Source organism: Magnetovibrio sp. PR-2, from assembly GCF_036689815.1.
Classification (GTDB): domain Bacteria; phylum Pseudomonadota; class Alphaproteobacteria; order Rhodospirillales; family Magnetovibrionaceae; genus Magnetovibrio.
Genome location: NZ_JBAHUR010000002.1, coordinates 358,249 through 382,947, shown reverse-complemented (window position 1 = coordinate 382,947; position 24,699 = coordinate 358,249). Strand labels below are relative to the sequence as shown.

Sequence of the window (24,699 nt, the reverse complement as noted above, 5' to 3'; positions counted from 1 at the left end):
TTTCAATCTGTCACACCTGAATACCCCATGGTCGCCCCAAACTATGCTCAGAAGCGAAGTGGTGTTGCAAAAGAATTTGGACTTGGCGCTGGGGAAACGCATCTCGAACAACCAGTCTGTTGTGCATTAGGTGTTCATGATGTTGTTTGGTGTTCCGAACAGATTTCGCCCCCTCTGTTCAAAATCTCATTCCAGTGCCATGCGAGCGTTTAATAAGTTTTAAATAAAACAATAGGATAGAGCTGAGATGAAGGCTGGCATGCATATTGCTATCTATATGTTTGTGCCTGACACTGGTTTCTTCAGAAAGGCCCGTTGCTACGAATTTGACGCCGCAGCGTCCCTTGCAGCAACGCCTTTTATCAAACTTAGGTGGTGTCATATGACACCACCACTTTTGCCTGAGGTAGAGGGAAGATGGAATTGAACTTAGTGTACTTTGCTTGGTGCAAAGAAAAGATCGGGCTTGGTTCCGAACAAATTACCGCACCGAATACGGTGCAAAGTATTTCCGATTTGATGAGTTGGTTGATTGAACGTGGCGATGGTTATGCCGCCGCTTTTTCTGATACCTCAGTTATTCGAAGCGCCGTAAATCAGGAACATTCTTCGCAAGACAGTCGCCTGAAGTCTGGCGATGAAGTTGCTTTCTTCCCTCCCGTGACTGGTGGGTAAACATGAACATTGAAGATGAGGGATCTATCTTCCGTCATTTTCGTCGTGTGGTTTGTGATTTGTATTTTGCTGGTTTTCGTAATGATAGGATTTGCCCAATGTGTCGTGACCGGGAGCGGTGTCATCGGCTTGTGGAGGAAACATTAAGCTTCACCAAAGGCCTCTCAGAATCAGAGAAAGAATTGCAAGAGGTTGGTGACGTGAACGATACGAAAGATAAAAAGTAACAGGGAGTTTTAGACATGGGGGTCATGGGTGTTTGGCAGTGGATCATTATTCTAGCCATCGTCTTGTTGTTGTTTGGAAGGGGAAAGATACCTGGTTTGCTGGGTGATCTTGGCAAAGGCATACGCGCGTTTAAGAAAGGGGTTCGTGAGGATCCGAGTCAGGATGCGATTTCTCAAAATTCTATAGATGACGAGAAGAAACATGCCTGAAGGAACGGTGTCGGTCACTTACGACTGTTGTGCGGATGGACAAAAGCTACTTTCGCTAGAGGAGGCGTGGGAGCAGATCGATCGTTTATTTGCGTGTGTCGCGGCAACGGAAGGTCTGCCGTTGCTCAACTGTCTTGGTAAAATTTTGGCGAAGCCATTGGTGTCGCCATTGAACATTCCACCATTTGATAATTCAGCCATGGACGGATATGCCTACGCAGCATCCAGTGTGACCAAGTCTAATCAGGGTCTTCTGCAGCTTGTAAGTGCACGTTTGACAGCAGGAACGATTACCGCCCCGCCCCCCCTGGGTACTGGCGAAGCTGTTCGCATCTTCACCGGTGCCCCTCTCCCACTAGGGGCGGATACCGTCGCCATGCAGGAGCACTGCATGGCGACGGATGAAACGGTCAAGGTGCCGATGGACCTGAAGCGTGGTGCAAACTGTCGCCCTACAGGTGGTGATGTGGTTTTGGGCCAAAAGCTGCTTGAAAAGGGTGTGCGGCTGAAACCGCAGGATCTTGCTCTTGCGGCGGCATCTGGACACGACGTTTTAACGGTTTATCGCCCTCTTCGTGTTGCAGTCTTATCGTCGGGTAATGAACTGCATGAACCGGGCATCGAACTCAATCCTGGTGGCATTTATGATTCCAATCGTTTTGGCTTGCTGTCTTTGCTGAAGTGGTTGGGGTGCGATGTCGTCGACAGAGGGATTGTTCGTGACAACCCGGTCGACCTGATGAAGGCTGTACAGGATGCTGTGGATGATGCGGACGTGATTATCACATCAGGTGGCATGTCTGTCGGTGAAGAAGATCACATCAAGCCGGTGATTGCCTCTCTGGGCGAATTGGCGTTCTGGCGAATCAACATCAAACCGGGCAAGCCCGTTGGCATTGCGCATGTTTTGGGCAAGCCGCTGATCGGGTTGCCGGGCAATCCTGTTTCGGCATTGGTCACATTCATGTTGATTGCTCGGCCATTGTTGCTTCGTTTGGCTGGTGCGACAGATGTCAATCCAACGTCTTTTCCAGTTGAAAGCGCCTTCGAGCACACATCCCGTAGCGGTCGGCGTGAGTTCTTGCGAGGCAGACTTGAGCATACATCCGATGGTCGCGTCAGGGTGCATAAATTTCGCACAGACAGTTCTGGCGTTCTGAGTTCCATGGTCGAAACAGATGGGCTGATCGATATGGGCGGGCACACAGAAATTAGAATTGGAGAAAACATTCCTTTCATGCCTTTTGGCATGATGAGGTAAAGGGGGGAGAATTAGTTTGAGCCGTAAAGCAATCGCCCCAGTGTCTGATAGCAAAACCTCACGATTAGTATCTATGGGCTTATGTTTGCCGTCGTTCCCCCCATGTTCGCTGGCAAATTGGTCACCAATGAATTTCCCCGCCCACACGGGTTCATTGATCCAAAGCCCATGTATCGACAAAGGTTTGCTCATCAGCACATTCCTGCATGGTTGCTTAATCGGTTCTCCCTGGGTGTTAGTGATGACTTTCCTGTCTTCACTGACACCCAGACCTCTCATATGTGCTTGCGAGAGGAACCTTAATGGATAAGCGTATTCGTAATTTAGATAATTCTGTGCGTGTTCAGGCGGAGCCTTTCGACGCTGGCTTAGAACTAAGCGAATTTGTGAAATCTTGTTCAGGGGCAGGTGGTATCTCGACGTTTGTGGGTGTTGTGCGTGGTCATAATGATGAGGGTCCTATTCAAAGCATGACGCTGGAACATTATCCAGGCATGACGGAGCGTGAGCTGAAAAGGTTGCTCAGTGAAGCTCAAGTGCGCTGGTCTTTGAATCATGTGCTCATTATTCATAGATTTGGTCGGTTGATGGTGGACGAGCCAATCGTGCTGGTGGCCACAGCCTCAAAACACCGAAAAGACGCTATAAAAAGTTGCGAATTTTTAATTGACTGTCTCAAGACGACGGCTCCGTTCTGGAAACTTGAGGATAATGGGAATGACGCGACATGGGTGGATGCAAAGGAATCAGATTGTGAACATTCTGACACATGGCGCGCGTAAAGCTGCCAAACAGAACGCGGAGCCGCTGGTCGATACCATCGGTCGAACGATCACCTATCTCCGGGTGTCAGTAACGGATCGCTGTGATCTGCGCTGTCAATATTGCATGCCCAAAGACATGTCATTTGTTCCCCGAAGTGAAGTGCTTGACCTTGAAGAACTGGAACAAATTTGTGGTGCTTTTGTACATCTTGGCGTGCGCAAAATTCGTCTGACCGGTGGTGAGCCACTTGTGCGCAGGAATGTCATGTCCTTTATTCAGGGTATGTCATGCCATCTAGGATCCGGTGGCTTGGATGAAATCTGCTTGACGACAAATGGCACGCAATTGGCAAAGCATGCTGATGCACTTCATCGAAATGGCGTTCGCCGGATAAATGTGTCTTTGGATACTTTGGATCCCAGTGATTACGAAATGATGACCCGTGGCGGGAAGCTCAAAGATGTGCTTGGAGGTCTGGCTGCTGCGCGGGAAAGCGGACTTCAGGTTAAATTAAATTGTGTCGCCTTAAAAGGTTTCAATGACACGCATTTTGATTCCATGGTCGATTGGTGCGGTGAGCAAGGTTTTGACCTTACATTTATCGAAAGCATGCCTATGGGAGACATCGGAAAATGTCGCATGATGTCCTACTTGCCGTTGAGTGAGGTTCGAGAGCAACTCTCCCAGAATTGGACGCTTGATGACATCAACCACTCAACAGGTGGACCATCGAAGTATGTACGTGTTGCGGAAACCGGCCGTAAAGTTGGCTTCATTTCCCCATTAAGCAAAAGCTTTTGTGAAGGGTGTAACCGTGTGCGTTTGACGTGTATAGGGCAGCTTTACATGTGCTTGGGGCAGGGGGAGTCTGTTGATTTGCGCGCAGCCGTTCGTGAAGGAAGGTGCATCGAAGAAGCAATCCGTGAAGGGATTAACGCTAAGCCTATAGGACATGACTTTAGTTATGATTTTTCCAGCCGCGAAGAGCAGGGAAAAATGGACCGCTGCATGAGCGTTACGGGAGGGTGATTATTTTTGAGCACTTTAGAGAATAGCCATCTGGAAACGTTCCTGCGAACAATGCTCTCTCGTCGGTCAGTCATGCCGAAACGATTGGGGGAACCAGGCCCAACGATAGAGGAAGTGCAGGCGTTGGTGGATTGTGCGCTGACAGCGCCCGATCACAATCAGCTCAAGCCTTGGCGCCTCTTGATGATTCCCAGAACCAGGCGAGCAGATCTGGCCGAGGCCTTTATTGCGGGTAAGGTTCGCCGCAATGGAAACATCAGCGATGAAGAAAAAGAACGCGAACGGGACAAGGCTGCCTCCACGCCGGTGATGATGGCACTCATCAGCCAAGTTGTTTCAAACGATCCATACGTTCCAGTTGAAGAGCAATATATCGCCATTGGCGCAGCCTTGCAGAATATCCTTTTGGGCGCCCATGCGATGGAGTATGGGGGCATCATTCTCAGTGGTAACAGAGTTCGGGATATAGAGGTTCGCGAGATATTGGAGATGGACGCAGGTGAAGAATTGATTGGCTTCATCTGTTTGGGTTCAATCAACAAACAACCTAAATCCGTCGTTCGATCCAGATACACAGATGTGTTGAACAGTTTGTAGGTGATGGTCGTGAATTTCCGAGAAGAGCAAATTCAACGCTATGCACGACATATCTTGTTGCCGCAAGTTGGTGGAGAAGGGCAGGAGAAACTTCTGAATGCTAAAGTGCTTGTCGTTGGCGCAGGAGGTTTGGGGTCGCCGGTTTTGATGTACCTTGCTGCTGCTGGAGTTGGCACGATTGGGGCTGTCGATGATGATGTTGTTGATATTTCAAACCTGCAGCGTCAAATCATCCATACGACGGACCGAATTGGTGCGCGTAAAGTGTTCAGTGCCGCGAAGGCTATCAAGGATCTAAACCCTGATGTTATTTTCAGTGAACATTCTGAGAGGATCTCGTCCGCAAATGCTGAGAAACTAGTCTCAGCCTACGACATTGTCGTCGATGGATCTGACAATTTCGCTACGCGATATCTCACGAATGATGCCTGCTACCTAGCAGGGAAGACATTGGTGTCAGGCGCAATCCTGAGATTTGACGGTCAGATCACGACCTTCAAGAATTACCCAGGTGGTCATGAAGATGGTCCATGCTATCGCTGCATTTTCCCAGATCCACCACCTGCGGGGCAGATTCCGAGCTGTTCTGAAGCCGGTGTGCTGGGGGCACTGTGTGGAACGGTTGGTTCTCTTCAGGCAACGGAAGTGCTCAAGGAAATTCTTGGGATTGGTACAAGCTTATCGGGTAGAATGTTGCTCTACGATGCTCTTTCGACGGAAATGCGCATCATTAAGATGCGTAGGAATCCCGGGTGTTCTCTCTGTGGCGTGAATCCTTTGATCAAGGATTTGAGCGTGCACGCTCATGTGGATGGGGCTGTGTGTCGTGGCTAAACCGCAAGAGCATACCTCGCCGGACAAACTATCGATCATCGTATTTTCTGGTGATTTCGACAAAGTCCACTATGCCTTGGTCATGGCCAGTGCAGCGGCTGCGGTTTCAAAGCCCGTTACATTGTTTTTCACCATGGACGCTGCCCGAGCTGTCATGAAGGCAGATGGTGACGGGGGACCATCCTGGCGATCCTTGCCCACAAGCAGCACGTTTGAAACTGGTGGAGATATGGACGATACGTTTCGTGCAACAGGGACCGCAACCTTCGAAGAACTTCTAAGTGCCTGCGTTGAACTGGGGGTGACGTTCATGGTTTGTGAAATGGGGCTAAAGGCTTTCGGCATCAAACACGAAGATTTGCGAGATGATATTCCATTTTCACTTGGAGGGGTCGTGACATTCCTAAATGACGCATCGGATCGGGGGGCAACATACTTTGTCTAAGGAAATTGAAGAACCCATGGGTGGGCTGACCCATTTTGATGAAACCGGCAATGCCGTAATGGTCGATGTTGGGGAAAAGCCTGCAACTGACCGTGTGGCGATGGCTTGCGGTACGGTTCATATGAGTCCAGAGTCAACGCGCCTCATTCAGGAGCGCAAACTTAAAAAAGGGGACGTGCTTTCGGTTGCACAGCTTGCAGGGATCATGGGGGCGAAGAAAACGCCAGACCTTATTCCTTTGTGCCATCCGGTATCCTTAACCTCTGTTTCGGTCGAGCTGACGGTTGATGCATGTAATAACTGCATTGTGATATTGGCCACATGCAAAACATCGGGCCAAACTGGTGTTGAGATGGAGGCTCTGACGGCAGTCTCTGTCACAGCTTTGACGATTTACGACATGTGCAAGGCTGTTGATAAAAGTATGGAGATTTCAGAAATCTTTTTGACTTATAAGGCTGGTGGGAAGTCAGGTGTTTACGAGTTCGCTTCAGATGAAACCAACTCTGCGTGCGCATGTTAGGGAAGACATACCGATGCCGACGATAATGTGCCCAAAGACGCTGTTGAGTGCGATGGCGTTTTTCATATGCAGCCTATTGGTATCGCGCGTTCAGGCGGATGTTGTATCTGTTGCTGTTGCCGCTAACTTTACAGCTCCAGCGAAAGAAATAGCGGAGGCGTTTGCACAAGAAACCGGACACCGTGCGGTTCTCAGCTTTGGTTCTACCGGCAAGCTGTATGCTCAAATCGCCCACGGTGCTCCATTCCAAGTTTTTCTGTCCGCGGATCGAGACCGGGCTCAGTTGGTTATTGATAAAAATCTGGCGATTGATGGAACGCGCATGACGTATGCCGTGGGTCATATCGTTTTGTACAGTTCTGACCCACATTTGGTGGATGCGTCCGGTAGAGTTCTGCATTCAGACCGATATGTCAAATTGGCCATCGCCAACCCCAATACGGCTCCCTATGGGCGTGCAGCGATGGAGGCCGTCAAGAATCTCGGTCTATATGAGCGCGTCAGGAACCGTTTCGTGCAAGGTGAAAGCGTATCCCAAGCACATCAGTTTGTGGCAACCGGAAATGCGCAACTTGGATTTATCGCTCATTCACTGGTTCAGAAGAGTGCTCACGGCTCGATTTGGAAGGTGCCAAAAGAACTCTACTCACCAATCGAGCAGGATGCCGTTTTATTGTCCTCAGGGTTAAATCACAAAGCCGCAACAGCTTTTCTGGAGTTTTTGGGAAGCGTGCAAGTTAAAGAGATCGTTGCCAAGTTTGGTTATGACTTGGGCTTGCCACACTAAGCGTGTGAGGAGGGAGTATGTGGGAAGCTGTATGGCTAACAATAAAACTGGCGACGGTTTCCACGCTGGTGCTCATGATTGTTGGCACGCCACTCGCGTGGTGGTTGGCCCGCTCTAAGGCTTGGTGGAAAGAAGCCGTAGGTGCCATTGTTGCTGTGCCGCTGGTTCTGCCGCCAACAGTGCTCGGTTTTTATCTGCTGCTGGCATTATCACCATCAAACCCAATCGGTCAGATCGTAGCAAAAATTTTCGGTCATCCTCTGCCATTCACGTTCAAAGGGCTGGTTGTCGGTTCCGTCATCTATTCCCTGCCATTCGTGGTTCAACCAGTGCGAAATGCGTTCGAGGCAATTGGAGACCGCCCACTGGAGGCTGCGGCAACATTGCGGGCATCTCCACTGCAGGCCTTTTTCAGTGTTGCACTTCCTCTGGCGCGCCCCGGGATGTTGACGGGGGTGGTGTTGGGATTTGCGCACACTGTTGGTGAATTTGGTGTGGTGTTGATGATTGGTGGAAACATCCCTGGTGAAACCAAAGTTCTGTCGGTTGCGATTTATGATTACGTCGAGGCAATGGAATGGGGCAAGGCGCACATTTTGGCAGCAGGAATGCTGGCATTTTCCTTTTTAGTCATTCTGGCCATGATGGTGGCCGAAAAACGCTTGAGAAATCGTCTGACATAAGATGGTAGACACAAACACGATAGATGCATGTTTTCGCGGGCAGAAAGGTGACTTCGTTTTAGATGTCGACTTCTCCGTTCCTGCTCAAGGCGTAACGGCCTTATATGGCCCGTCGGGATGTGGAAAAACCAGTGTGCTCCGATGCATTGCGGGGCTTGAGCAGATGACATACGGGCGCTTGAGTGTTAAGCGTCAAATATGGCAAGACACCGACTCATTCTTGCCCCCCCACAAACGCGCTATCGGCTACGTGTTCCAAGAAGCCAGCTTGTTTGCACATCTATCTGTTCACGGCAATCTGATCTATGCATCTCGACGTGTTGCACAGGGTGCGGCTGGCCCATCCTTTGATGAGGTGGTTGATTTGTTGGGCCTAGAAGGATTGTTAGAGCGATCACCTGCCAATCTGTCCGGGGGCGAGCGCCAGCGTGTCGCTATTGGTCGTGCTTTACTTTCTCAGCCAGAAATTATGCTGATGGACGAACCTCTGTCCGCGTTGGATCGGTTCGGCAAGAACGAAATTCTCCCCTATTTGGAGAGGTTACATGATCGTTTGGAAATGCCGGTTTTATACGTTAGCCACGACATTATAGAAATCGAACGGCTGGCCGATCGCATGGTTCTGTTGGAAGACGGTAAGGTGTTGGCAAACGACACGTTGGAGAAAGTCTTGTCGGATCCAGGTTTGCCATTGGCGCGTATGCCAGACGCTGCGGCTGTGGTTGATGGGCATGTTCAGAGTTTTGATGAACAATATGGTTTGACGACTTTAACCGTCGAAGGGGGCGAATTGATCGTTCCCGGTGAAATCGGTCCGATTGGTGCTGTGCAACGTGTCCGTATTGCAGCATCTGATGTGGGTCTTTGCCGTGTTCGTGCTCCCCAGGGGTCCAGTATACTAAATGGCCCTTTGGTTCGAATTGAGGATGTTGAGCAAAGTGGACCTTACAAAATGACTGTCTTTTTGCGTTTTGGGGAAAAAGAAACAGGAGCGCCTTTGTTGGCGCGTATCACACGCAAGTCCTGGGATGTTCTGGAACTTCAGCCCGGTGATGTGGTGCACGCATTAATTAAAAGCGTCTCCCTCACGGACACCAACTAGGTCATGTACTCATAAATAGGATTCACAAACCTGCCTGAATGTGATTCAAGATTTCAAACTGTTGGAGCTTGAATATGGGTGGACGCTACGACCTAACGGACTTCGAATGGTCCTTTATCGAACCTCTCCTTCCGAACAAACCTCGCGGTGTTCCGCGCGTTGATGACCGGCGTGTGCTGAGTGGTATTTTCTGGGTGTTGCGGACCGGCGGCTCCCTGGCGTGATTTACCGGAACGCTACGGCCCTTATCAGCGACTTCCGATATCCTGCAAAGTTATCTCTTGCGATCTGCAGCCGGTCCATACATCGGGTTATAAGCAGCCTAATTGTGGCGTGATTTATTTGTTCAGCTTCTGAGATGTAAGCAGACTTATCCCCAAAACCTGTGGAAAAGAAGACATTCGACTTCCGCTCAGCCCCTGAAATCGGCCATTTCCACGGGTGTGATTAAATGACTGGCATTAGCCAGAAATGGGCTTGCCTTCATCCTTGGATTAACCGCCAAACCGCCAATGCTGCTAACACCAGAAAGACAACGCCTGCAAAGCGGTGCAGCCAAACCACTGGCAACCGGCGAAGCACCGTTTTTCCTGCCAGCACCCCTAGTGCAGATGTAAGGAACAGAGCAACCGTCGCTCCTATCCAAACCGCCATTGCAGGATAAACACCTGCAAGACCAGCTACCGCAATTTGTGTTTTGTCACCCATTTCGGCCAGAACAATCATTAAAAAAGTGACAGCCCATAGGCTGTGACCTTTTATCTCGTCTTCTACCTGATCATCCTCAGCCTCAACGTGCAACAAAGCCTGTATGCCGAATACAGCGAAAAGCACTGCCATGGCTGCAAGCACCCAGGCGTCTGGAAGCCAAGCTCCTAACGCCGCCCCGAATAGCACCGCCACCGCATTGAGCAAACTAAAGGCAGCAGCCGCACCAAATAATACTGGGTGCGCTCTGCCATGCCTTGCCGCCAACACCATGCAGACCAACTGGCTTTTATCTCCGACCTCTGCCAAAGCAATTAATGACAGGCTAGTCCCCGCAGATTGCCACCATACAACGTCCACTGCGTTTCACCTTTCCAAATGTTCGTATTGAGTAAGTATTGGAGGAGAAACATTGATCTGGAAAGTGGCAAAGTCTCCTTATGGTCAAAAGCTCCGGTGTTGGGTGAGTTTTAGACATAAAATCAGTAGTTTTGGAAAATCAGACATTCGCTTTCCGCTTCCCCCTTCGGTGTAGACGTGTTGAGGAACCTGAAAAACCGGAGAAAATTAGCCAAATGTGGAAATTCACATAATCATTTTAAGTTATGCAGATACCTCATAGTATGTAAGGCATATTAATGTTGAAACCGTCATATTGTTATTCGAGTGAGTATAATGAAGTCGTTGTTACGACCGAAATCAAGATACCCAATCAGATATAAGTTAATTCTTACATTCTTGTTGATGGTGATTTCTACCTCACTCGTCATTGGCGGTGTTGCCCTACACAATTTTAAGAAAAGTATTGAAGCCGAAGTTTCAGACCACCTGCTTTCAGTAGCCAATCTACAAAAACAACGTATTGAAACCTTCCTGAAACACTCTCGCGAGCGCATGGAACTTGTTGCCAGTCGCACGCAGCTTCGCCTGAGCCTAAAGAAACACCTTACAAATCCACAAGACGAACACATTCAGAAAATGCGCCGCATCTTGATTGATGCAAAAAACTCAATTCCAGATTTTAAGTCTATTTCCATCACCACAATGGACAACTACGTCATCGTCTCTACAGACCTCGACAAGATTGGCAGACGTGAGATGAAAGATGACTTGCATTCAGATATCGGCATTACCCTTGATAATTCAGAGCAGAATAAACACTCCAACCCGGCCCAGATGCTGAATTTGCATCTGCACCATCCATTGGTCCTTGATGGTGAAACCTTGGGACTGGTGATGGTGGATGCGACAGCCAGCGAGTTATTCAGAATAACAGGCGATTATACGGGTTTAGGTGAGAGTGGTGAAACGATATTGGCGGAAAGACTTCCGAATGGGGATGCTCGCTTTTTGACACCTTTGAGATTCGATCTCGACGCCACGATGAAGCGAACTATACCAGCCCATCGCAATGACATGCCTATCATCCGCGCCTTAAATGGAAATTTAGGCCTTCATAGAGATATCGTGGACTATCGAGAAGTTCCTGTTTTTGCAATCACGACAGTCATACATGAAGCTGATTGGGGGTTGTTGATTAAAATTGATCAGTCCGAAGTCAGTAAAAGTTATCAGGCACTTCGCGCGGACATGTTGTTATCTATTTTAGCCTTTTTAACAATTGGCATCATTGGAGCATTTTTCCTTTCTCGTTCCATCAGTCGTCCCATAGAACACCTTACGGACGCTGCAAAAAAGGTTAAGGCGGGTAAAGAGGCATTTGAGATTAGTCACGATACTATTTCCGACGAAGAAACCGCAGTTTTGGCAAACGCTTTCGATGAGATGACATCAGAGTTATTTCACTCTATTAAAAAAATAGAGGCTGCGAACAACGCAAAATCGGAATTTTTAGCGTCTATGAGCCATGACTTACGTACACCTCTAAATGCCATCATGGGCTTTAGCGATATGATGCGTCAAAAGGCATTCGGGCCTCTTGGAAATGAACATTATGAAGAGTATGTGGAAGATATCCACAACAGTGGCTCTTTACTGGTGAGCCTCATCAACGACATCCTCGATTTATCAAAAATTGAGGCAGGTAAGTATGAACTCATAAATGAGCCCGTCAGCATTACCTCAATCGTTGACGTGTGTATCCGCCAATTGACCACACTGGCCAGTATATCCAATCTAACTTTGACAAGTGATACGCCTGATGACCTGCCTCACATCAACGGCGATGAAAGAGCAATCATTCAAGTTCTCAACAACCTGATGTCAAATTCTATCAAGTTTACACAGGACGGGGGCATGGTTGTCGTCAGAGGCTATCTCAATGACCAAAATGGCATTTCGATTTCTGTAAAGGATACAGGCATTGGGATGTCTCCTGAAGGGGTTTCAAAAGCACTCAAACCTTTTGAACAGGCAGATGGAACGCATTCTCGCCGACATGAAGGTACGGGCCTTGGTCTACACCTTTGCGCTAATCTGATGAAATTGTTTGGTGGAACACTTCATATTGAAAGTGAGCCCAACACAGGCACCACAGTGTCTATTCATTTTCCGCCAGAACGAACAATTGAACCATCATCTTAATGTCCCCTTCGGGTCACCAACGGTAGTTCGGCGATGATGCTGGCAACATCTGCTTAACCGCAGCACAGCGGACATAAATTCGGACGATTTGGAAAAGCTGACATTCGTTTTCCGCTTCTCCCCCGGAACCGGTAGGTTTCAATGGCTGGAGGAAACCGCAGAGCCTAGCCAATAGCGGTCAATGAGAAAACCAGACAAGACGAAGAGGGGGCGGATCACGGCTCCCTGTTTGACTCCCTTTGTTCTGGGAGTAGAAAAATTTGCCTTTCACGCCTAAATTCCTTCTTGACCCTAAAGTTCACTTCAGGGTGTAGAGTAACTTCAATTGAAGGGGTTTGGTACGATGATGAACATTGGAGACGTAGCACGGCAAGGCGGTGTGACCGTCGAGGCCATGCGGTACTACGAGCGGGAAGGTCTGATCGCCGAGCCCGACCGCGATATCAATGGCTATCGGCGGTATGACCCGGACGCCGTTCGGCGCATCCACTTCATCAAGCGCGCACAGGACGTTGGCTTTACGCTCAAGGACATCAAGGAACTGCTGTCGCTAATGACAGATCCTGATGCTACCTGCTGCAATGTCCGCGACCGGGCCGAGGGCAAAATCCATGACATCGAACAGAAGATTGCCTCGCTGACAAGCATGAAAACCGTCCTATCAGCGTGGGTCGAGGAATGCCGGGGCGCGGGCCCCATCAGCGAGTGTCCAATCCTTGACGCCTTGGAAATGGAAGAGAATGACTGACATGCCAACCGTGGAGTTCGTGTACGAAAAAACCTGCCCCTATATCGATGCCGCCCGCAAGCGGTTGATCGAGGCGTTCAGCGTCGTCGGCATCACCCCTGCTTGGTCCGAGTGGGAAGTCAGCGACCCGAATGCACCTGACCATGTGCGTCCGTACGGATCACCCACGATCCTGGTGGACGGCAAGGACGTGACGGGGCTATCCGTCGAGGAGGCGAGTTCGTGCTGCCGGATCTACGCCTTGGATGGCGAAGAGCGTGGTGTACCGCCATTGGACCAGGTCGTGACGGCATTGACAGTAGAGATGAAACCACCTCAGTACACGGGCTCCCTTCGGTTGAACATGGCCGTTCTTCCGTCGGTCGGTGCAGCCCTCCTCCCCAAGCTGACCTGTCCCGCGTGCTGGCCTGCCTATGCCGGCCTGCTGAGCAGTATGGGCGTCAGTTTCATCGATTACACCCCGTACCTAATGCCCCTGACTGGGTTCTTTCTCGCTGTTTCGGTGTTGGCTCTGGGGTATCGCGCCTCGGTACGGCGAGGTTACGGCCCGTTCTGGCTCGGAGCCATCGCCGCTGCAGCTGTTCTTGTCGGCAAGTTCGGATTCGATAGTGATCCAGTTATGTGGGCCAGCCTTGGTGTTCTCGTTGTCGCTTCCGTATGGAACACCTGGCCAAGGCGAAGAGGATCGTCGAAAGACGCGGAAGCGTCCTGTTCCGCCTGTATTGGCGCGAACACCTAACACGTCGTTTTTTCAACCAAAGAGAAAGGAATCCCTAACCATGGGTGACAAACAAAAGATAGAAATTTTCAGTGCCGGATGCGGGCTGTGTGAGGAGACCATCGAGATGGTGAATAAGATGGTCTGCTCGTCCTGCGAGGTATCTATACTCGATATGAAGGATGCTGGTGTCATGGCGCGCGCCAAGGACCCGGGCGTGCGATCACTGCCGGCAGTGGCTGTGAATGGCGTTCTGGCATCCTGCTGCGCTGGGCGTGGTCCGGATGAATCCGCCTTGCGTGCGGCAGGTGTTGGGGCAAGCTGAATCGTAAGAGTTTCGTCGCCTCAGGGGGACCGGTATGAGCTATAAGCAAGCCGGTCCTTCGCCTATGTCCGGTTCGGGTCACCTTCGGAAGGTTTCTACCCGCCGTCAGGTGTTCCGGTTCTAGGGATAAAGCAGACGAGATCTGCTGAAATGTCCGCTTCGCTCCCCGCAACGGTCGGAAATTTGCCGATAGCTTTTCTTCCGGGTCTAGCCAGGTGCGGAAATAAATCAAAAATACCACTGAATGCTATTTGGGTCCCATACGTCGGTTGACAGCTGCATACACATGAGCCAGCCGGCCAATATCGATTGTATATTGGACTATATTGTTCCAAGAACCTTCAAAAGCGTCCATAAAACAAAAGCCGGGAAGCTGATGACGGCCACCGTGATGATCAGAAAGAGTTTAATTTTTTGAGCTTTATTCATTATTTGAGCCTTATTCAAATGACACCCTGATGTTGTAACGATGAAATATGTCAATCAAGCTTGGCCTCGAAACAAAGCGTTTTCCTAATTCAAAAATTTTCTTTTTGGCTCTGAATGGTTGAGTAACAAAGGCTTGATCATGCGTCCAGTTCCTGTCGGAGGTTTTGAAAAGCCGCTCTTACATGGGGTCTGACTCCTGCTCCCTGGAAGGTATAAACATCAAACCCAACGCAAACAGTAAATTCACAACTGGCAGCAAAATGATGTAAGAGAGCCACACACTCCAACCTGCATCACTCAATCGGCGGGTGAACAAGGTGCAGATTAAAAAGATCGTCACAAGTAAGACCGTCAGTTTAGAGAGGTCGATCCCTTCGTTTCCTCCAACCGCAAAATGCAAGCCTCCGGCTAAGATAAAAAGACCGACCAATAAGCCTGCGTACAACCCTCTGCCAATCCCTGGTTTGTTTTGGTTTAGCAGCACGGCTGGCAACGGCATAGCAAGGATAAGAATCATAGGCGTAATCACCTGCCAGAATGACACTTCTTCCATAGGATTACCTCCGTTCCTTTTGGCTTACATAAACTGACATCCCCCGCCTCCATTGGCTTTTCCCTGATACGGCCAGGGTGCGAAACAACTGCTTTACATCGATCGTTCCAGTTCACGCTTCACCAGATTGAATAGTGGTTCCGGTCCAAATTGTTGTAGGGGGAAACCGTTCACGAAGAAAGTTGGCGTTTGCCTAACTCCAACGGCCTTAATATCTGCAGCTTCTTGTTCAAGAATTTTAGCAACATCCGGCAATTGAGATTCCATTCGAGCCCGCGCAATGTTGAGGCCAGTTTTCTCTACGACTGCCCAAATATCGGTTGCCTCTCTTCCATGTGGTGCCCAACTGGATTGCGATCCATAAAGTGTCTCTAGAACCGGTTCAAAAAGGTTTTGTTTTCGAGCGGCTTCCAAAATCGAAATCGCTTCTGCAGATGGCGGGTGAAAAGCAGCATATCGTAAAACAAGGCGTATCTTTCCCGGAAAGGCTTCCATGATTTGCTTAACGTAAGGGTGAAATGAACTACAAGCCTCACAGGCCGGGTCGAAAAATTCTACAATCGTAACTGGCGCATCCTTCGGGCCAAATGTCGGAGAATATGATCGAACAAGTTGGGAACTGTTTTGTATCTCAGCTGTTGATGCATCTTGTGTTTTGTTTGAGACAATAAAGGCAGCACCGCCAAATCCGAGAATGGCAGCAGCGACCACACCAATAACAAGTGAGCGTCTATTCATTATTGTTCCTTTCGACGTGTCAATAAAAGCAGAATTGAAATGGCTACAAATGCGACAAATGAAACATATGGCAAGGGTATAATCCCCATCAACGTCATGTCAGAACTGGTGCAGGACGGACCTCCTTTTGAGCATGGCTGTATTGCTTCAGAAATGACACCCGCATAGAGGAGGCTGTGCCATAACGCGACCAATGTACCTATCAACGAAAGTGGCAAAGCGTAACGCCAGATTTTAAAATCATTGGCAAAGCATGAAATGCCAAGAATAATAGCGAGTGGGAACATGGCAATGCGTTGATACCAACAAAGCTGACACGGAGCTTGCCCGAGCACCTCACCAATAAAAAGGGCCCCCAATGTGGAAGCAAGTGCGATCATCCAAGCAAGGAATAACCATGTCCATGCTTTCTTCTCTTGTGGGGTAACATTGGTTTCTTTTTCAAAAAGAGTCATGTGCGGAACACCTTAGACTTCTTGAGACTCTACGAGAGAACCTCGGAAATGCTTTTAGCCATATCTTCAGGGGGGCGGTTATGTCCATAAGCTGTAATGAACTTCCCATCCGGCCCCATCAAGTAGAGGTATGACGAATGACTAACGGAGTAATAATCTCCATTGCTGTCTCCATCATCATTGATCGTGAAATAACTCCGATAAGCTTTTGTCACCGCGGTTATTTGCTCGACAGAACCCGTTAAACCCACAATTTGAGGATGGAAGTTTGTGACATATTCTTGCAGCACATCAACCGTATCACGTTTTGTATCGACACTGATAAACAAGGGAACAATTTGCTCGGACTTTTTACCAATGATATCCAGCATCTCACTCACTCCGCCAAGAGCTGTTGGACACACATCGGGGCAGGACGTGTAGCCGAAGAAAATCAGTTTATAGCGTCCTTCAAAGTCTGCGTCGGTTACGGTCTTCCCATTGTGGTCAACCAAAGTGAACGGTCCGCCGATCTCAACAGTGGCAGAAGACGACGTTGAGGCGGTTTTTGCCCCTGTTTCATTTGTTAAATTGAAACTGTCAGTGCCTATGGCGACAGTTACGGTTATGGATACGAATAATATTAAGACTATGTAGAAGTGTTGCCGCTTCATGACTCGCTTCCTTTGGTCGTGCTTTGATCTGTTGGTGATGGAAAGCGGTATCCCGCCTCAGGGGAGGAGTCCGAGGCGGGATAAACCAACGATTAGTTCGCGTGGTTCATGTTGTCCATATTCATGCCGCCTCTTGCTCCAGCCTTCATAATTTTGACAATTACTTCGACTTCGCCAGATTTTTCAAACTTGACCCTAAGAGGAAATGTCTCCCCTATCGCTAGCGGGAACTTCAAGCCCATAAACATAACGTGATAGCTACCTGGTTTGAGCATCGTCACTTCACCTGGAGCCAGCTCTAACACCCCTACAGGGCGCATCCTCATCATGTCACCTTCCATAAAAGATTGATGGATTTCAGTTTTCTGTGAAATGGGGCTCTGGAGCGCAACAATCCGGTCCGGTGTGCTTCCATTATTTTTGATTGTCAGAAAGGCGGCTGCTGTTTGAGCACTGCTCATCGTGGCACGAGCCCAGGGGTTTTCAATAATAATGTCACCAGCCTTATATTGGTTCATGGCCGCGTAGACGTCAGTTATCAGAAACATTGTGGTTGCAGCGATTACGGCAATCAAGGAAACAAGCTTTTTCATGGTATTTTCTTTCATTCACATTGATGAGCACCCACCGCTGATGGCCAGCTGGAACTTCAGCAAGTCCAATGGGAGGTTCAATTTTGTCGTTTAATCAGGTGAATGAAGGTGGGCCGCGCGACACTAAGCGAATAGAGCTTGACCCATTTATTTGGTCAATTGCCGTGGGCAAAATAATTGATGCATGGACTGCATTAGGCAATGTTGATGAGGGGGATACGATCCAAACAACGTTTGGACTGAGTTTATCCTGCTCACATGTTTGTAAACCAATGTGTGCTTTGTGCTCTTGCCAAGTTTCACTGTTGGTTGCAGATAAAGAGCATAAATCAGATTCGCAGAGACTTTTGACAGCAACAAGCTGATCAGCAGAGCTGACTTCATAAGCCTGCGCGGGTGAGGATTGACCAAAGACGATCAATAAGTGAAATGTAAAAGCAATCAGACACAGCACGCCACTGAAGAGGCGTCGAACCGACTTGCGGTAACCATAATGTGTCAACTCTGTTTGCTTCATAACGTATTTATATATTTTCTTTCGCGCCAAGCAACCTTGACCTTAATCAATATCATGCGACTTCGTTAAAGTGCTTTTGTGAGATTCCAGATACTTTGCCTGTCGTATACAAAAGCAAACTTCTCGCAATCAATAGCCCCAGAATGAGTAGCGTACCCACAGCTATCCATTTTGGCAAAAATTCCGTCTCACCGGACATTTGGGCAATAACGCTAAATTCCATGTTTAAAGCCATATAGTCTGTCACGTATACCGACGATCATCTCAATCGTCTGACCTTCATTCGCTGCGACCGATGTCCTGGCCAAATGTCACCGGAGCGATCAGCCGAACTGAGCTTGCCCCATCACTGATGCTCTTCAATGCCCCGGTCATGGATCACCGGAGTCTGTATAGATTATCAAACGTCAGCATCAGGTTGTTTCGATTTCTTGATAGGATGAAATGACCGAACAATAAGGATTGCGGCACCAATGGTGATCCCAGTGTCGGCCAGATTGAACGCTGGCCAGTGATAGGAGCCCACGTAGAAATCAAGGAAATCTGTCACGGCACCAGCGCGGAGCCGGTCCAAGAGGTTTCCCAAAGCGCCACCGATAATCAACGCAATTGCCGCTTCATCCCAGGCGTCCTCGGCTTTCCATAGCCAGAGCAGAAGAAAGCCGACAATCGCCACAGCAAGGGAGGATAAAACGACCGGTCCCCAGGAGCCGAGGTCACCCAAGAGGCCAAAACTGATTCCACGGTTGAACCCTAATACAAGATTGAAAAAGGGCGTGACGGGGATAAAATCCAGCGGGCTCGCCAGGAGCCCTTTCATGAACGACTTTGAAGCTTGATCTAGCGCCAGAACGAGGGCGCTTGCGAGAAGTCCAAGTCCGAAACGCGGGATTTTGGAGGAATGTATGTGAGTATTGGTCATAGATTTTTGATCGCACGCTTTCAAAGCGCTCCTGGCTGGTACTAACTATAAGGAACCCGCTTGACGCAGCTGGTGTCAATTAGACGTCCGCATGAAGAATCAGGTTTTGCTGTTTCATCCCTTGCCGTTTGGCCTCTCTAAAACATGAAATTATTGGGGAGGCCTCGTCGCTCCTGGGCCCGCGATCGGAACATCCAGGCTTCCGCTGTCGTTCTTTTCGAACGTGAGGTTGAGCACTAAAGTAGCGCCGCTCTTCAATGGCTCCCGCAAGCCCATCATCATGACGTGCAAACCGCCGGGTTTGAGTTCGACACGACCGTCTGGTGGGATCTCGATCCACCTCGCAAACAGGGCATTTCATGGCTTATTACTCTTCCCGTTCATTTCTTCAATCCTCCTGGGGCATAAGATCCGCAGAATGCGCGCGATTCTCGTGCCGTCATCATCGCGGACAAAACACGCATCAGTATTGCGTGTAGACATCCGCCGACCCATCCGCCTTAAACAGCATCACGTTGTACCTGTCCGGTATACCGCCCTCCATGCCGGGTGCTCCAGTTGGCATGCCAGGAGCTGCAAGCCCTTTTGCCGTTGGGCGTTCGGCAAGCAACCGCTCAATGTCCTTGGCGGGAACGTGTCCTTCGATAACGTATCCATCGACCATCGCCGTGTGGCAGGACTGCAAGTGTTCAGGAACCCCGGACATCTTCTTGATCACGTCGACATTTTCGATGTTTTTGGCCGCAACGGTGTGGCCATTCGCTTGCAGATGATCAACCCATTTCGAGCAACAACCGCACGAGGGCGACTTGTAGACGGTGAACTCCGCCGCGTACGCCGACACTGGAAATAACGTCCCGGCGACAACAGCGGCACATGCCACAGATGCCATAAGCGGCCTGACCCACCCTGTTTTTTGTGAAAACTTGTATTTTGTCATTTCATTGCTCCAGATTGAAAGTTACTGGGTTGATTGAGTTGTTCGCCATCGAACGGACTCGTCTGCGGATGCCCCCCTATCTCGTCTGAGCCTCATCCAACACGGCCAAGACACGGTCCTTCGATAGAATCTCTGGGAGTGTCATACCTCTAGGCGCACCGGGACCGTAGGCCACGTTGAAGGGAATGCCGTAGCGCCCGAAACGAGCGAGGTAATTGGATATCCGCTCGTCGGGCAGTGTCCAGTCCGCTTGCATAGCGACGATATTCTCTTCCTTCAGACGCTCGACAATCGAAGGGTCGGATAGGACCAGTCGCTTGTTTGCCTTGCAGGTGATACACCATTCAGCGGTCACATCTACGAAGACGGTCTTACCCTGGGCGACGAGCGTCGGTATGGCTTTTTCATCGAACGGTTGCCAGGTGCTATCGAGAGCCTCCACGTTTTCGGCCGCTATGGTTTGTGGGGCGGCCTGGGTCGATATCTGTGGTGTCATCACGGCCAGGGCCGCCAGGAAGGAGACGCTCGCCAAAGCGGTTCTCGGCCTTGGCATGCCGCGCGATAGGAGAAAGAGAATCAAGCCTATGGCGAAGATGATCCCGCTCACCAGCGCGGCGGTTTCCCAACCGACCTCGGCGGCGAGCACGCTCAAAAGCCAGACGCCCGTTGCGGCTAACGCGAAACCGAGCACGCGCCTCAGGATGAACATCCAGCGGCCGGGCTTGGGCAGTTTTGTGACAAGGCGCGGGAATGCCGCGACCGTTAGATAAGGCGTGGCCAGACCGATGCCGAGGGCGGAGAAAATAACGACTATTTCCACCGGCCCGCGCGCCAGGGCGAAACCGACGGCGGTCCCGAGGAAGGGCGCTGAACAGGGCGTGGCGAGAAGGGTCGCGAATGCTCCGGTCAAGAAGTTTCCTGTGAGACCTGATCTTTTCGGCGACAAGTTTTCGGTTCTGTCCATAACCCAGCCGGGGAGGTGGACCTCGAAAAATCCCCAGAGATTGCAAGCAAACAGCGTCACCAGGATCGTCATGGCAATCAGGAACCAGGGAGATTGGAACTGTATGCCCCAGCCAATGGTGGCCCCCGCCGCCTTGAGGCCGATCAACGCGGACGCCAATACGAGGAAGGATGCCACAATACCCGCCGCGGAGGCAACGAAGCTGAGCCTTACCGGAGCGTTGTCCCGCCCGCCGTGCCCGACGGCACCGAGCAACTTGATGGACAAGACCGGCAACACGCAGGGCATTAGATTGAGGATCATGCCTCCCAACAGGGCCAACCCGATCACCGTCCAAAGGGAGGTTGTATCTTCCCTTTCGAGAGCGCGGGCTACGCTCGACGGCAGATCGGCACCGCCATTGACCGGCGTGGCGCGAAATTCGGCCGCCAGAGATTTATCGACAAAAGTCAGGGTCAAATCAGAACCCGTCAGCTTTGCTTTCGTGAACTTCAAACCCGAGATCGGAACATCGAACACAGCCGTTTTGCCGTCGGGTTCAATGCGGACCGACGGCTTGGAAAACACCAGCCCCCCCGGATCTTCGACGAAGATGTCAGGCTTGTTCAGGGCATCGGCGGATGTGATCGTTACCCGTAACACCGCTTCGTCCGGATTCGAGGGGACCGGTCCGAATACCTTCGCGTTTTTGAGCTTGAGTCCAACGCCGTCACCGCTTCCCGGAACCTTGGCGGCAAACCGGCCGATCAGATGTCCTTCCGGACTCGGCGATGCCGGACCCGACGGCAGAATAATCTCCAGGCTCTCCTCGATCGGGATGCAAATGTCCTTGCATGTCAGGTAATCGACAGTGACCCTGGCGGCGGTTGGCGTATCTGGATGTTTTAGTTTCACGTCGAGCGGTAGGACAACCTCGTCCCGGTAACCGAGCGAGTTGAAGCCAAGAATCTGGAACCGTTCGGGCGCGGGCCAGGATATTGTCACGTTGTCTATGTTTTCGGAGGCTGACCAGTCCGGTGTCGGCGGATAACCTGCGTCCCCTGCATTGCGCCAGTAGACCTTCCAGCCATCCTTCATCCGGAAATGCAAACCAAGTTTTATGCGATCAGTATCATCGATTGAATTGATCGCGGAGATCAGGCGGACTGCTGTCTTGTCGGCCTCAGCCCACGGGGATGCCGTTTGAGCCCACACCGAGCCCAATGAGGCCGTGACAATTGACACAGCCGCGAGGGCGACCCAAACGAAACGTGTTATGGCAGTCAAATGAATCATTCCTTCTCTATTACTCAATCAATGCATTCATGACCAATGCGGCAGCGATCACAATCCCGGCCACGGCCACGACGATCCCCAAGCCCAACAGCGTCTTTCTATCCTCGGTCATGTCGTTTCCATTCCACCCGTTATTCCTGATCCAAATTACCATTGCCCGCTCATATATTTACCTATGGCCGTGCATTGTGCGATCGGTCGTCATGCGTTCCGCAACACCGAGCTAATGCGGCCTTGAGCGCAGCAGTCTCAGGGCGTTGACGACCACCAGAAGCGACGCGCCGACGTCGGCGGCGATGGCACCCCACAGGGTTGCAAAGCCAGCAAAGGTTAGGACGACAAAGACCGCCTTGACGCCGAGCGAGAAAACGATGTTCTCTCGGATGATGTTGAGGGTGCGCCTGGAATGGCGGACAAGCCACGGCAACTTCGCTATGTCGTCTGTCATCAGCGCGATATCAGCGGTTTCGATGGCGGCATCGCTGCCCATGGCGCCCATGGCGATGCCGAAGCTTGCCCGCGCCATCGCCGGGGCGTCATTGACACCGTCGCCAATCATGGCGACCGTGCCGTATTTCAAAACCAATTTCTCGACGGCGGCGACTTTGTCCTCGGGCAGTAACTCGGCATGCACCTCGTCAATCCCCACCTTGCGCGCGATCGCCTCGGCGGTTGCCTGATTGTCGCCGGTCAACATGATGATGTGCTCGATACTACCTCGGCGCAAATTAGCAACCACTTGGCGAGCGAATGGGCGTACCGTATCCGCGATGGCGATCAGGCCACAGACATGTGACTTCGTGCCGACGACCACCACCGTTTGTCCGTTGCGCTCCAACTTCTTGGCTTGCGCTTGAATTGCTGGTGTCTCTTGTCCTCTCTCCATGAGATAGCGGTGGGAGCCAAGCCAGAACTCGTCTCCCCGGATCTGGCCTGTAACCCCTTTCCCCGGGAGCGCTTGGACGTTTTCGGCAGGGTTGGGCGTTACGCCAATTTGTTCCGCGTATCCGATAATCGCTTGTCCCAGCGGGTGCGTACTGCGCGCCTCCAGCGCGGCCGCGCGCTCAAGCAGTTCTTGTTCCGTGTGCCCGTTGAGTGGCGTCACAGCGACCACGGCCGGTTGACCTTGGGTCAGTGTTCCAGTCTTGTCGAAAGCGATGGCCTTGAGGTGTGCGGGTTGTTCAATGTAGGTGCCGCCCTTGATAAGCACGCCCTGGCGTGCGGACGCCGCCAATGCGGAAACGATGCTGACGGGCGTGGAAATGACGAGAGCGCAGGGACAGGCGATTACCAGCAACACAAGCGCGCGATAAAACCAATCATCCCATGCGCCGCTAAACAGAAGTGGCGGCAACACGAACACCGCGATCGCCAACACGATGACTGCGGGTGTGTAAATTCGGGCGAATTTCTCCACCCATTGCTCGACATGCGCACGGCGGCTGTGGGCATCCTCAACGAGGCGGATGATGCGCGCAAGCGTGGTATCTTGAGCCGCCTTGGTGCTGATGACTTCGATGGCGCCATCGCCATTGATCGTTCCGGCGAAAACCTCCGATCCCGGCTCCTTCGTGACGGGAATGCTTTCCCCGGTGATGGGGGCTTGGTTGACGGCGCTCACGCCAGACGCGACACGTCCGTCGAGGGCGACTTTTTCTCCCGGCTTGATGATGAAATGCGACCCGACGGGCACCTCGGCGGCCGGCACTTCCTTTTCCTCGCCAGAGTCGAGCTTCAGGCGCACGGTCAGTGGCGTCAAGTCGAGAAGCTGGGCGATGGCGCGCCTCGCCCGCCCCACGCTCCAACTCTCCAACAACAGAGACAGGGCGAACAGGAAACAGACGGTCGCAGCCTCGAACCATTCGCCAATGCCGACCGCGCCAGTGACCGCAATCACCATCAGGAGATTCATGTCCGGCCGTAGTGAGCGGGCCGCGTACCACGCCTTCACCACCACATAGCGGGCACCGAATCCGATGGCGAGAGCATAGGCAACCGCTTCGGGCAGCGGCATCGCCTGTCCGTCATGTCCGGCAAAAAGCCTCAGGGCCTCCGCGAAGCCCCCGGCCAGCCAAACATGTAGAGCCAGACCGGCAAGCACCGACAGGCCGCTGAGTGCCGTGAACCAAGTCTGTGCACGCTGGTGTTTCTCGCTTGCCCGCTTAAGGTCTGCGTCGTCCGCGCGCCACTCCACGGCGCTCATGCCGGTTCTGCGCACGGCTTCGCGAACCGCGTTGGCCGAAATCTGCTCAGCGTCCTTAAGCACCATCATGCGGCCGTTCAGAACATCGAAGGCGAGCTTATCCTCACCGCCCACAAGTGGCCCCACCCCGCGCCGTAAAGTCGCGACTTCCTCGGCGCAGTCCAGACCTTGCACCTTGAAGACGTAGCGGTGCAGGTCTGATGATGAAACTTGCGCAGCCTCTGTGATCCCCGCAGAGGTCACACCCTGTCCACCGCAACAGGCCGAGTCAGAATC

Annotated in this window: 29 protein-coding genes and 1 pseudogene; 18 read left to right on the top strand and 12 right to left on the bottom strand. The window is 51.3% G+C overall.

Features of this window, described 5'->3' with window-relative positions:
• Positions 1-417: 417 nt before the first annotated feature.
• From moaD to V5T82_RS04305, 14 genes and pseudogenes are all read left to right on the top strand, one after another.
• Entirely contained in the window at positions 418-675 is a 258-nt protein-coding gene (gene moaD, locus V5T82_RS04370) for a molybdopterin converting factor subunit 1 (protein WP_332894374.1), read from the top strand.
• 2 nt (positions 676-677) lie between these two features.
• On the top strand, positions 678-902 hold the full coding sequence (locus V5T82_RS04365) for a hypothetical protein (protein ID WP_332894373.1): 225 nt from the start codon (positions 678-680) through the stop codon (positions 900-902).
• 15 nt (positions 903-917) lie between these two features.
• A complete protein-coding gene (gene tatA / locus V5T82_RS04360; RefSeq protein WP_442917229.1) occupies positions 918-1,112 on the top strand; it encodes a twin-arginine translocase TatA/TatE family subunit in 195 nt (64 codons plus the stop codon).
• Entirely contained in the window at positions 1,105-2,373 is a 1,269-nt protein-coding gene (locus V5T82_RS04355) for a molybdopterin molybdotransferase MoeA (RefSeq protein WP_332894372.1), read from the top strand. Before tatA ends, V5T82_RS04355 begins: the two co-directional genes overlap by 8 nt.
• Before the next feature lie 302 nt (positions 2,374-2,675).
• Positions 2,676-3,155: a molybdenum cofactor biosynthesis protein MoaE gene (locus V5T82_RS04350; RefSeq protein ID WP_332894371.1), complete on the top strand. Its 480-nt coding sequence runs from the start codon at positions 2,676-2,678 to the stop codon at positions 3,153-3,155.
• Positions 3,127-4,167 (top strand): GTP 3',8-cyclase MoaA, encoded by a 1,041-nt coding sequence (moaA, locus tag V5T82_RS04345; RefSeq protein WP_332894370.1) that lies wholly within the window; start codon positions 3,127-3,129, stop codon positions 4,165-4,167. Before V5T82_RS04350 ends, moaA begins: the two co-directional genes overlap by 29 nt.
• Before the next feature lie 6 nt (positions 4,168-4,173).
• Positions 4,174-4,764 carry a nitroreductase family protein gene (locus tag V5T82_RS04340; protein ID WP_332894369.1) on the top strand — a complete coding sequence of 197 codons (591 nt, stop codon included), beginning with the start codon at positions 4,174-4,176 and terminating at the stop codon, positions 4,762-4,764.
• Between the two features lie 9 nt (positions 4,765-4,773).
• Positions 4,774-5,598 (top strand): HesA/MoeB/ThiF family protein, encoded by an 825-nt coding sequence (locus tag V5T82_RS04335; RefSeq protein ID WP_332894368.1) that lies wholly within the window; start codon positions 4,774-4,776, stop codon positions 5,596-5,598.
• Positions 5,591-6,043 (top strand): DsrE/DsrF/DrsH-like family protein, encoded by a 453-nt coding sequence (locus V5T82_RS04330; RefSeq protein WP_332894367.1) that lies wholly within the window; start codon positions 5,591-5,593, stop codon positions 6,041-6,043. Before V5T82_RS04335 ends, V5T82_RS04330 begins: the two co-directional genes overlap by 8 nt.
• A gap of 16 nt (positions 6,044-6,059) precedes the next feature.
• Positions 6,060-6,566 (top strand): cyclic pyranopterin monophosphate synthase MoaC, encoded by a 507-nt coding sequence (gene moaC / locus V5T82_RS04325; RefSeq protein ID WP_332894474.1) that lies wholly within the window; start codon positions 6,060-6,062, stop codon positions 6,564-6,566.
• Positions 6,567-6,579: 13 nt separating this feature from the next.
• Positions 6,580-7,353 carry a molybdate ABC transporter substrate-binding protein gene (gene modA / locus V5T82_RS04320; protein ID WP_332894366.1) on the top strand — a complete coding sequence of 258 codons (774 nt, stop codon included), beginning with the start codon at positions 6,580-6,582 and terminating at the stop codon, positions 7,351-7,353.
• Positions 7,354-7,370: 17 nt separating this feature from the next.
• Positions 7,371-8,036 (top strand): molybdate ABC transporter permease subunit, encoded by a 666-nt coding sequence (modB, locus tag V5T82_RS04315; RefSeq protein ID WP_332894365.1) that lies wholly within the window; start codon positions 7,371-7,373, stop codon positions 8,034-8,036.
• A 1-nt stretch (position 8,037) separates the two neighbouring features.
• Positions 8,038-9,138, top strand: coding sequence for a molybdenum ABC transporter ATP-binding protein (gene modC, locus V5T82_RS04310; protein WP_332894364.1), 1,101 nt, complete (start codon positions 8,038-8,040; stop codon positions 9,136-9,138).
• Positions 9,139-9,212: 74 nt separating this feature from the next.
• Positions 9,213-9,408, top strand: a pseudogene (locus V5T82_RS04305) (transposase); the annotation flags it as partial.
• Positions 9,409-9,621: 213 nt separating this feature from the next.
• Here V5T82_RS04305 and V5T82_RS04300 read toward each other — a convergent pair.
• Positions 9,622-10,206 carry a TMEM165/GDT1 family protein gene (locus V5T82_RS04300; RefSeq protein WP_332894363.1) on the bottom strand — a complete coding sequence of 195 codons (585 nt, stop codon included), beginning with the start codon at positions 10,204-10,206 and terminating at the stop codon, positions 9,622-9,624.
• Between the two features lie 315 nt (positions 10,207-10,521).
• Here V5T82_RS04300 and V5T82_RS04295 point away from each other — a divergent pair, with 315 nt between their 5' ends.
• From V5T82_RS04295 to V5T82_RS04280, 4 genes are all read left to right on the top strand, one after another.
• Positions 10,522-12,390: a sensor histidine kinase gene (locus V5T82_RS04295; RefSeq protein ID WP_332894362.1), complete on the top strand. Its 1,869-nt coding sequence runs from the start codon at positions 10,522-10,524 to the stop codon at positions 12,388-12,390.
• 343 nt (positions 12,391-12,733) lie between these two features.
• Positions 12,734-13,138: a MerR family transcriptional regulator gene (locus tag V5T82_RS04290; RefSeq protein WP_332894361.1), complete on the top strand. Its 405-nt coding sequence runs from the start codon at positions 12,734-12,736 to the stop codon at positions 13,136-13,138.
• On the top strand, positions 13,131-13,877 hold the full coding sequence (locus V5T82_RS04285; protein WP_332894360.1) for a MerC family mercury resistance protein: 747 nt from the start codon (positions 13,131-13,133) through the stop codon (positions 13,875-13,877). The genes V5T82_RS04290 and V5T82_RS04285 overlap by 8 nt, the downstream gene beginning before the upstream one ends.
• A gap of 40 nt (positions 13,878-13,917) precedes the next feature.
• Complete coding sequence (locus tag V5T82_RS04280) at positions 13,918-14,181, top strand: thioredoxin family protein (RefSeq protein WP_332894359.1); 264 nt, start codon at positions 13,918-13,920, stop codon at positions 14,179-14,181.
• Between the two features lie 607 nt (positions 14,182-14,788).
• Here V5T82_RS04280 and V5T82_RS04275 read toward each other — a convergent pair.
• The 11 genes from V5T82_RS04275 to V5T82_RS04225 all read right to left on the bottom strand — a co-directional run bounded on the left by V5T82_RS04275 (position 14,789) and on the right by V5T82_RS04225 (position 24,666).
• Positions 14,789-15,163 carry a DUF805 domain-containing protein gene (locus tag V5T82_RS04275; protein ID WP_332894358.1) on the bottom strand — a complete coding sequence of 125 codons (375 nt, stop codon included), beginning with the start codon at positions 15,161-15,163 and terminating at the stop codon, positions 14,789-14,791.
• Positions 15,164-15,256: 93 nt separating this feature from the next.
• A complete protein-coding gene (locus V5T82_RS04270; RefSeq protein WP_332894357.1) occupies positions 15,257-15,901 on the bottom strand; it encodes a DsbA family protein in 645 nt (214 codons plus the stop codon).
• The gene (locus tag V5T82_RS04265; RefSeq protein ID WP_332894356.1) at positions 15,901-16,356 is read right to left on the bottom strand and encodes a disulfide bond formation protein B; all 456 of its coding nucleotides are present in this window, start codon (positions 16,354-16,356) and stop codon (positions 15,901-15,903) included. Before V5T82_RS04265 ends, V5T82_RS04270 begins: the two co-directional genes overlap by 1 nt.
• Positions 16,357-16,385: 29 nt before the next feature.
• Complete coding sequence (locus V5T82_RS04260) at positions 16,386-17,009, bottom strand: SCO family protein (protein ID WP_332894355.1); 624 nt, start codon at positions 17,007-17,009, stop codon at positions 16,386-16,388.
• 92 nt (positions 17,010-17,101) lie between these two features.
• Positions 17,102-17,617: a copper chaperone PCu(A)C gene (locus V5T82_RS04255; protein WP_332894354.1), complete on the bottom strand. Its 516-nt coding sequence runs from the start codon at positions 17,615-17,617 to the stop codon at positions 17,102-17,104.
• A gap of 79 nt (positions 17,618-17,696) precedes the next feature.
• Entirely contained in the window at positions 17,697-18,149 is a 453-nt protein-coding gene (locus V5T82_RS04250) for a hypothetical protein (RefSeq protein WP_332894353.1), read from the bottom strand.
• Positions 18,150-18,519: 370 nt separating this feature from the next.
• A complete protein-coding gene (gene lspA / locus V5T82_RS04245; protein WP_332894352.1) occupies positions 18,520-19,041 on the bottom strand; it encodes a signal peptidase II in 522 nt (173 codons plus the stop codon).
• 150 nt (positions 19,042-19,191) lie between these two features.
• Positions 19,192-19,371 carry a copper chaperone PCu(A)C domain-containing protein gene (locus V5T82_RS04240; protein ID WP_332894473.1) on the bottom strand — a complete coding sequence of 60 codons (180 nt, stop codon included), beginning with the start codon at positions 19,369-19,371 and terminating at the stop codon, positions 19,192-19,194.
• Between the two features lie 133 nt (positions 19,372-19,504).
• Complete coding sequence (locus V5T82_RS04235; protein ID WP_332894351.1) at positions 19,505-19,981, bottom strand: DUF411 domain-containing protein; 477 nt, start codon at positions 19,979-19,981, stop codon at positions 19,505-19,507.
• Between the two features lie 76 nt (positions 19,982-20,057).
• Entirely contained in the window at positions 20,058-22,220 is a 2,163-nt protein-coding gene (locus V5T82_RS04230) for a protein-disulfide reductase DsbD family protein (RefSeq protein WP_332894350.1), read from the bottom strand.
• Positions 22,221-22,443: 223 nt separating this feature from the next.
• The gene (locus tag V5T82_RS04225; RefSeq protein ID WP_332894349.1) at positions 22,444-24,666 is read right to left on the bottom strand and encodes a heavy metal translocating P-type ATPase; all 2,223 of its coding nucleotides are present in this window, start codon (positions 24,664-24,666) and stop codon (positions 22,444-22,446) included.
• Positions 24,667-24,699: the final 33 nt, after the last annotated feature.

Bases quoted from the DNA above. Each gene is read 5' to 3' on its own strand.
- moaD (WP_332894374.1), top strand. From the start codon at position 418: ATGGAATTGAACTTAGTGTACTTTGCTTGGTGCAAAGAAAAGATCGGG.
- V5T82_RS04365 (WP_332894373.1), top strand. From the start codon at position 678: ATGAACATTGAAGATGAGGGATCTATCTTCCGTCATTTTCGTCGTGTG.
- tatA (WP_442917229.1), top strand. From the start codon at position 918: ATGGGGGTCATGGGTGTTTGGCAGTGGATCATTATTCTAGCCATCGTC.
- V5T82_RS04355 (WP_332894372.1), top strand. From the start codon at position 1,105: ATGCCTGAAGGAACGGTGTCGGTCACTTACGACTGTTGTGCGGATGGA.
- V5T82_RS04350 (WP_332894371.1), top strand. From the start codon at position 2,676: ATGGATAAGCGTATTCGTAATTTAGATAATTCTGTGCGTGTTCAGGCG.
- moaC (WP_332894474.1), top strand. From the start codon at position 6,060: ATGGGTGGGCTGACCCATTTTGATGAAACCGGCAATGCCGTAATGGTC.
- modA (WP_332894366.1), top strand. From the start codon at position 6,580: ATGCCGACGATAATGTGCCCAAAGACGCTGTTGAGTGCGATGGCGTTT.
- modB (WP_332894365.1), top strand. From the start codon at position 7,371: ATGTGGGAAGCTGTATGGCTAACAATAAAACTGGCGACGGTTTCCACG.
- modC (WP_332894364.1), top strand. From the start codon at position 8,038: ATGGTAGACACAAACACGATAGATGCATGTTTTCGCGGGCAGAAAGGT.
- V5T82_RS04295 (WP_332894362.1), top strand. From the start codon at position 10,522: ATGAAGTCGTTGTTACGACCGAAATCAAGATACCCAATCAGATATAAG.
- V5T82_RS04290 (WP_332894361.1), top strand. From the start codon at position 12,734: ATGATGAACATTGGAGACGTAGCACGGCAAGGCGGTGTGACCGTCGAG.
- V5T82_RS04285 (WP_332894360.1), top strand. From the start codon at position 13,131: ATGACTGACATGCCAACCGTGGAGTTCGTGTACGAAAAAACCTGCCCC.
- V5T82_RS04280 (WP_332894359.1), top strand. From the start codon at position 13,918: ATGGGTGACAAACAAAAGATAGAAATTTTCAGTGCCGGATGCGGGCTG.
- V5T82_RS04275 (WP_332894358.1), bottom strand. From the start codon at position 15,163: ATGGAAGAAGTGTCATTCTGGCAGGTGATTACGCCTATGATTCTTATC.
- V5T82_RS04270 (WP_332894357.1), bottom strand. From the start codon at position 15,901: ATGAATAGACGCTCACTTGTTATTGGTGTGGTCGCTGCTGCCATTCTC.
- V5T82_RS04265 (WP_332894356.1), bottom strand. From the start codon at position 16,356: ATGACTCTTTTTGAAAAAGAAACCAATGTTACCCCACAAGAGAAGAAA.
- V5T82_RS04260 (WP_332894355.1), bottom strand. From the start codon at position 17,009: ATGAAGCGGCAACACTTCTACATAGTCTTAATATTATTCGTATCCATA.
- V5T82_RS04255 (WP_332894354.1), bottom strand. From the start codon at position 17,617: ATGAAAGAAAATACCATGAAAAAGCTTGTTTCCTTGATTGCCGTAATC.
- lspA (WP_332894352.1), bottom strand. From the start codon at position 19,041: ATGACCAATACTCACATACATTCCTCCAAAATCCCGCGTTTCGGACTT.
- V5T82_RS04235 (WP_332894351.1), bottom strand. From the start codon at position 19,981: ATGACAAAATACAAGTTTTCACAAAAAACAGGGTGGGTCAGGCCGCTT.
- V5T82_RS04230 (WP_332894350.1), bottom strand. From the start codon at position 22,220: ATGATTCATTTGACTGCCATAACACGTTTCGTTTGGGTCGCCCTCGCG.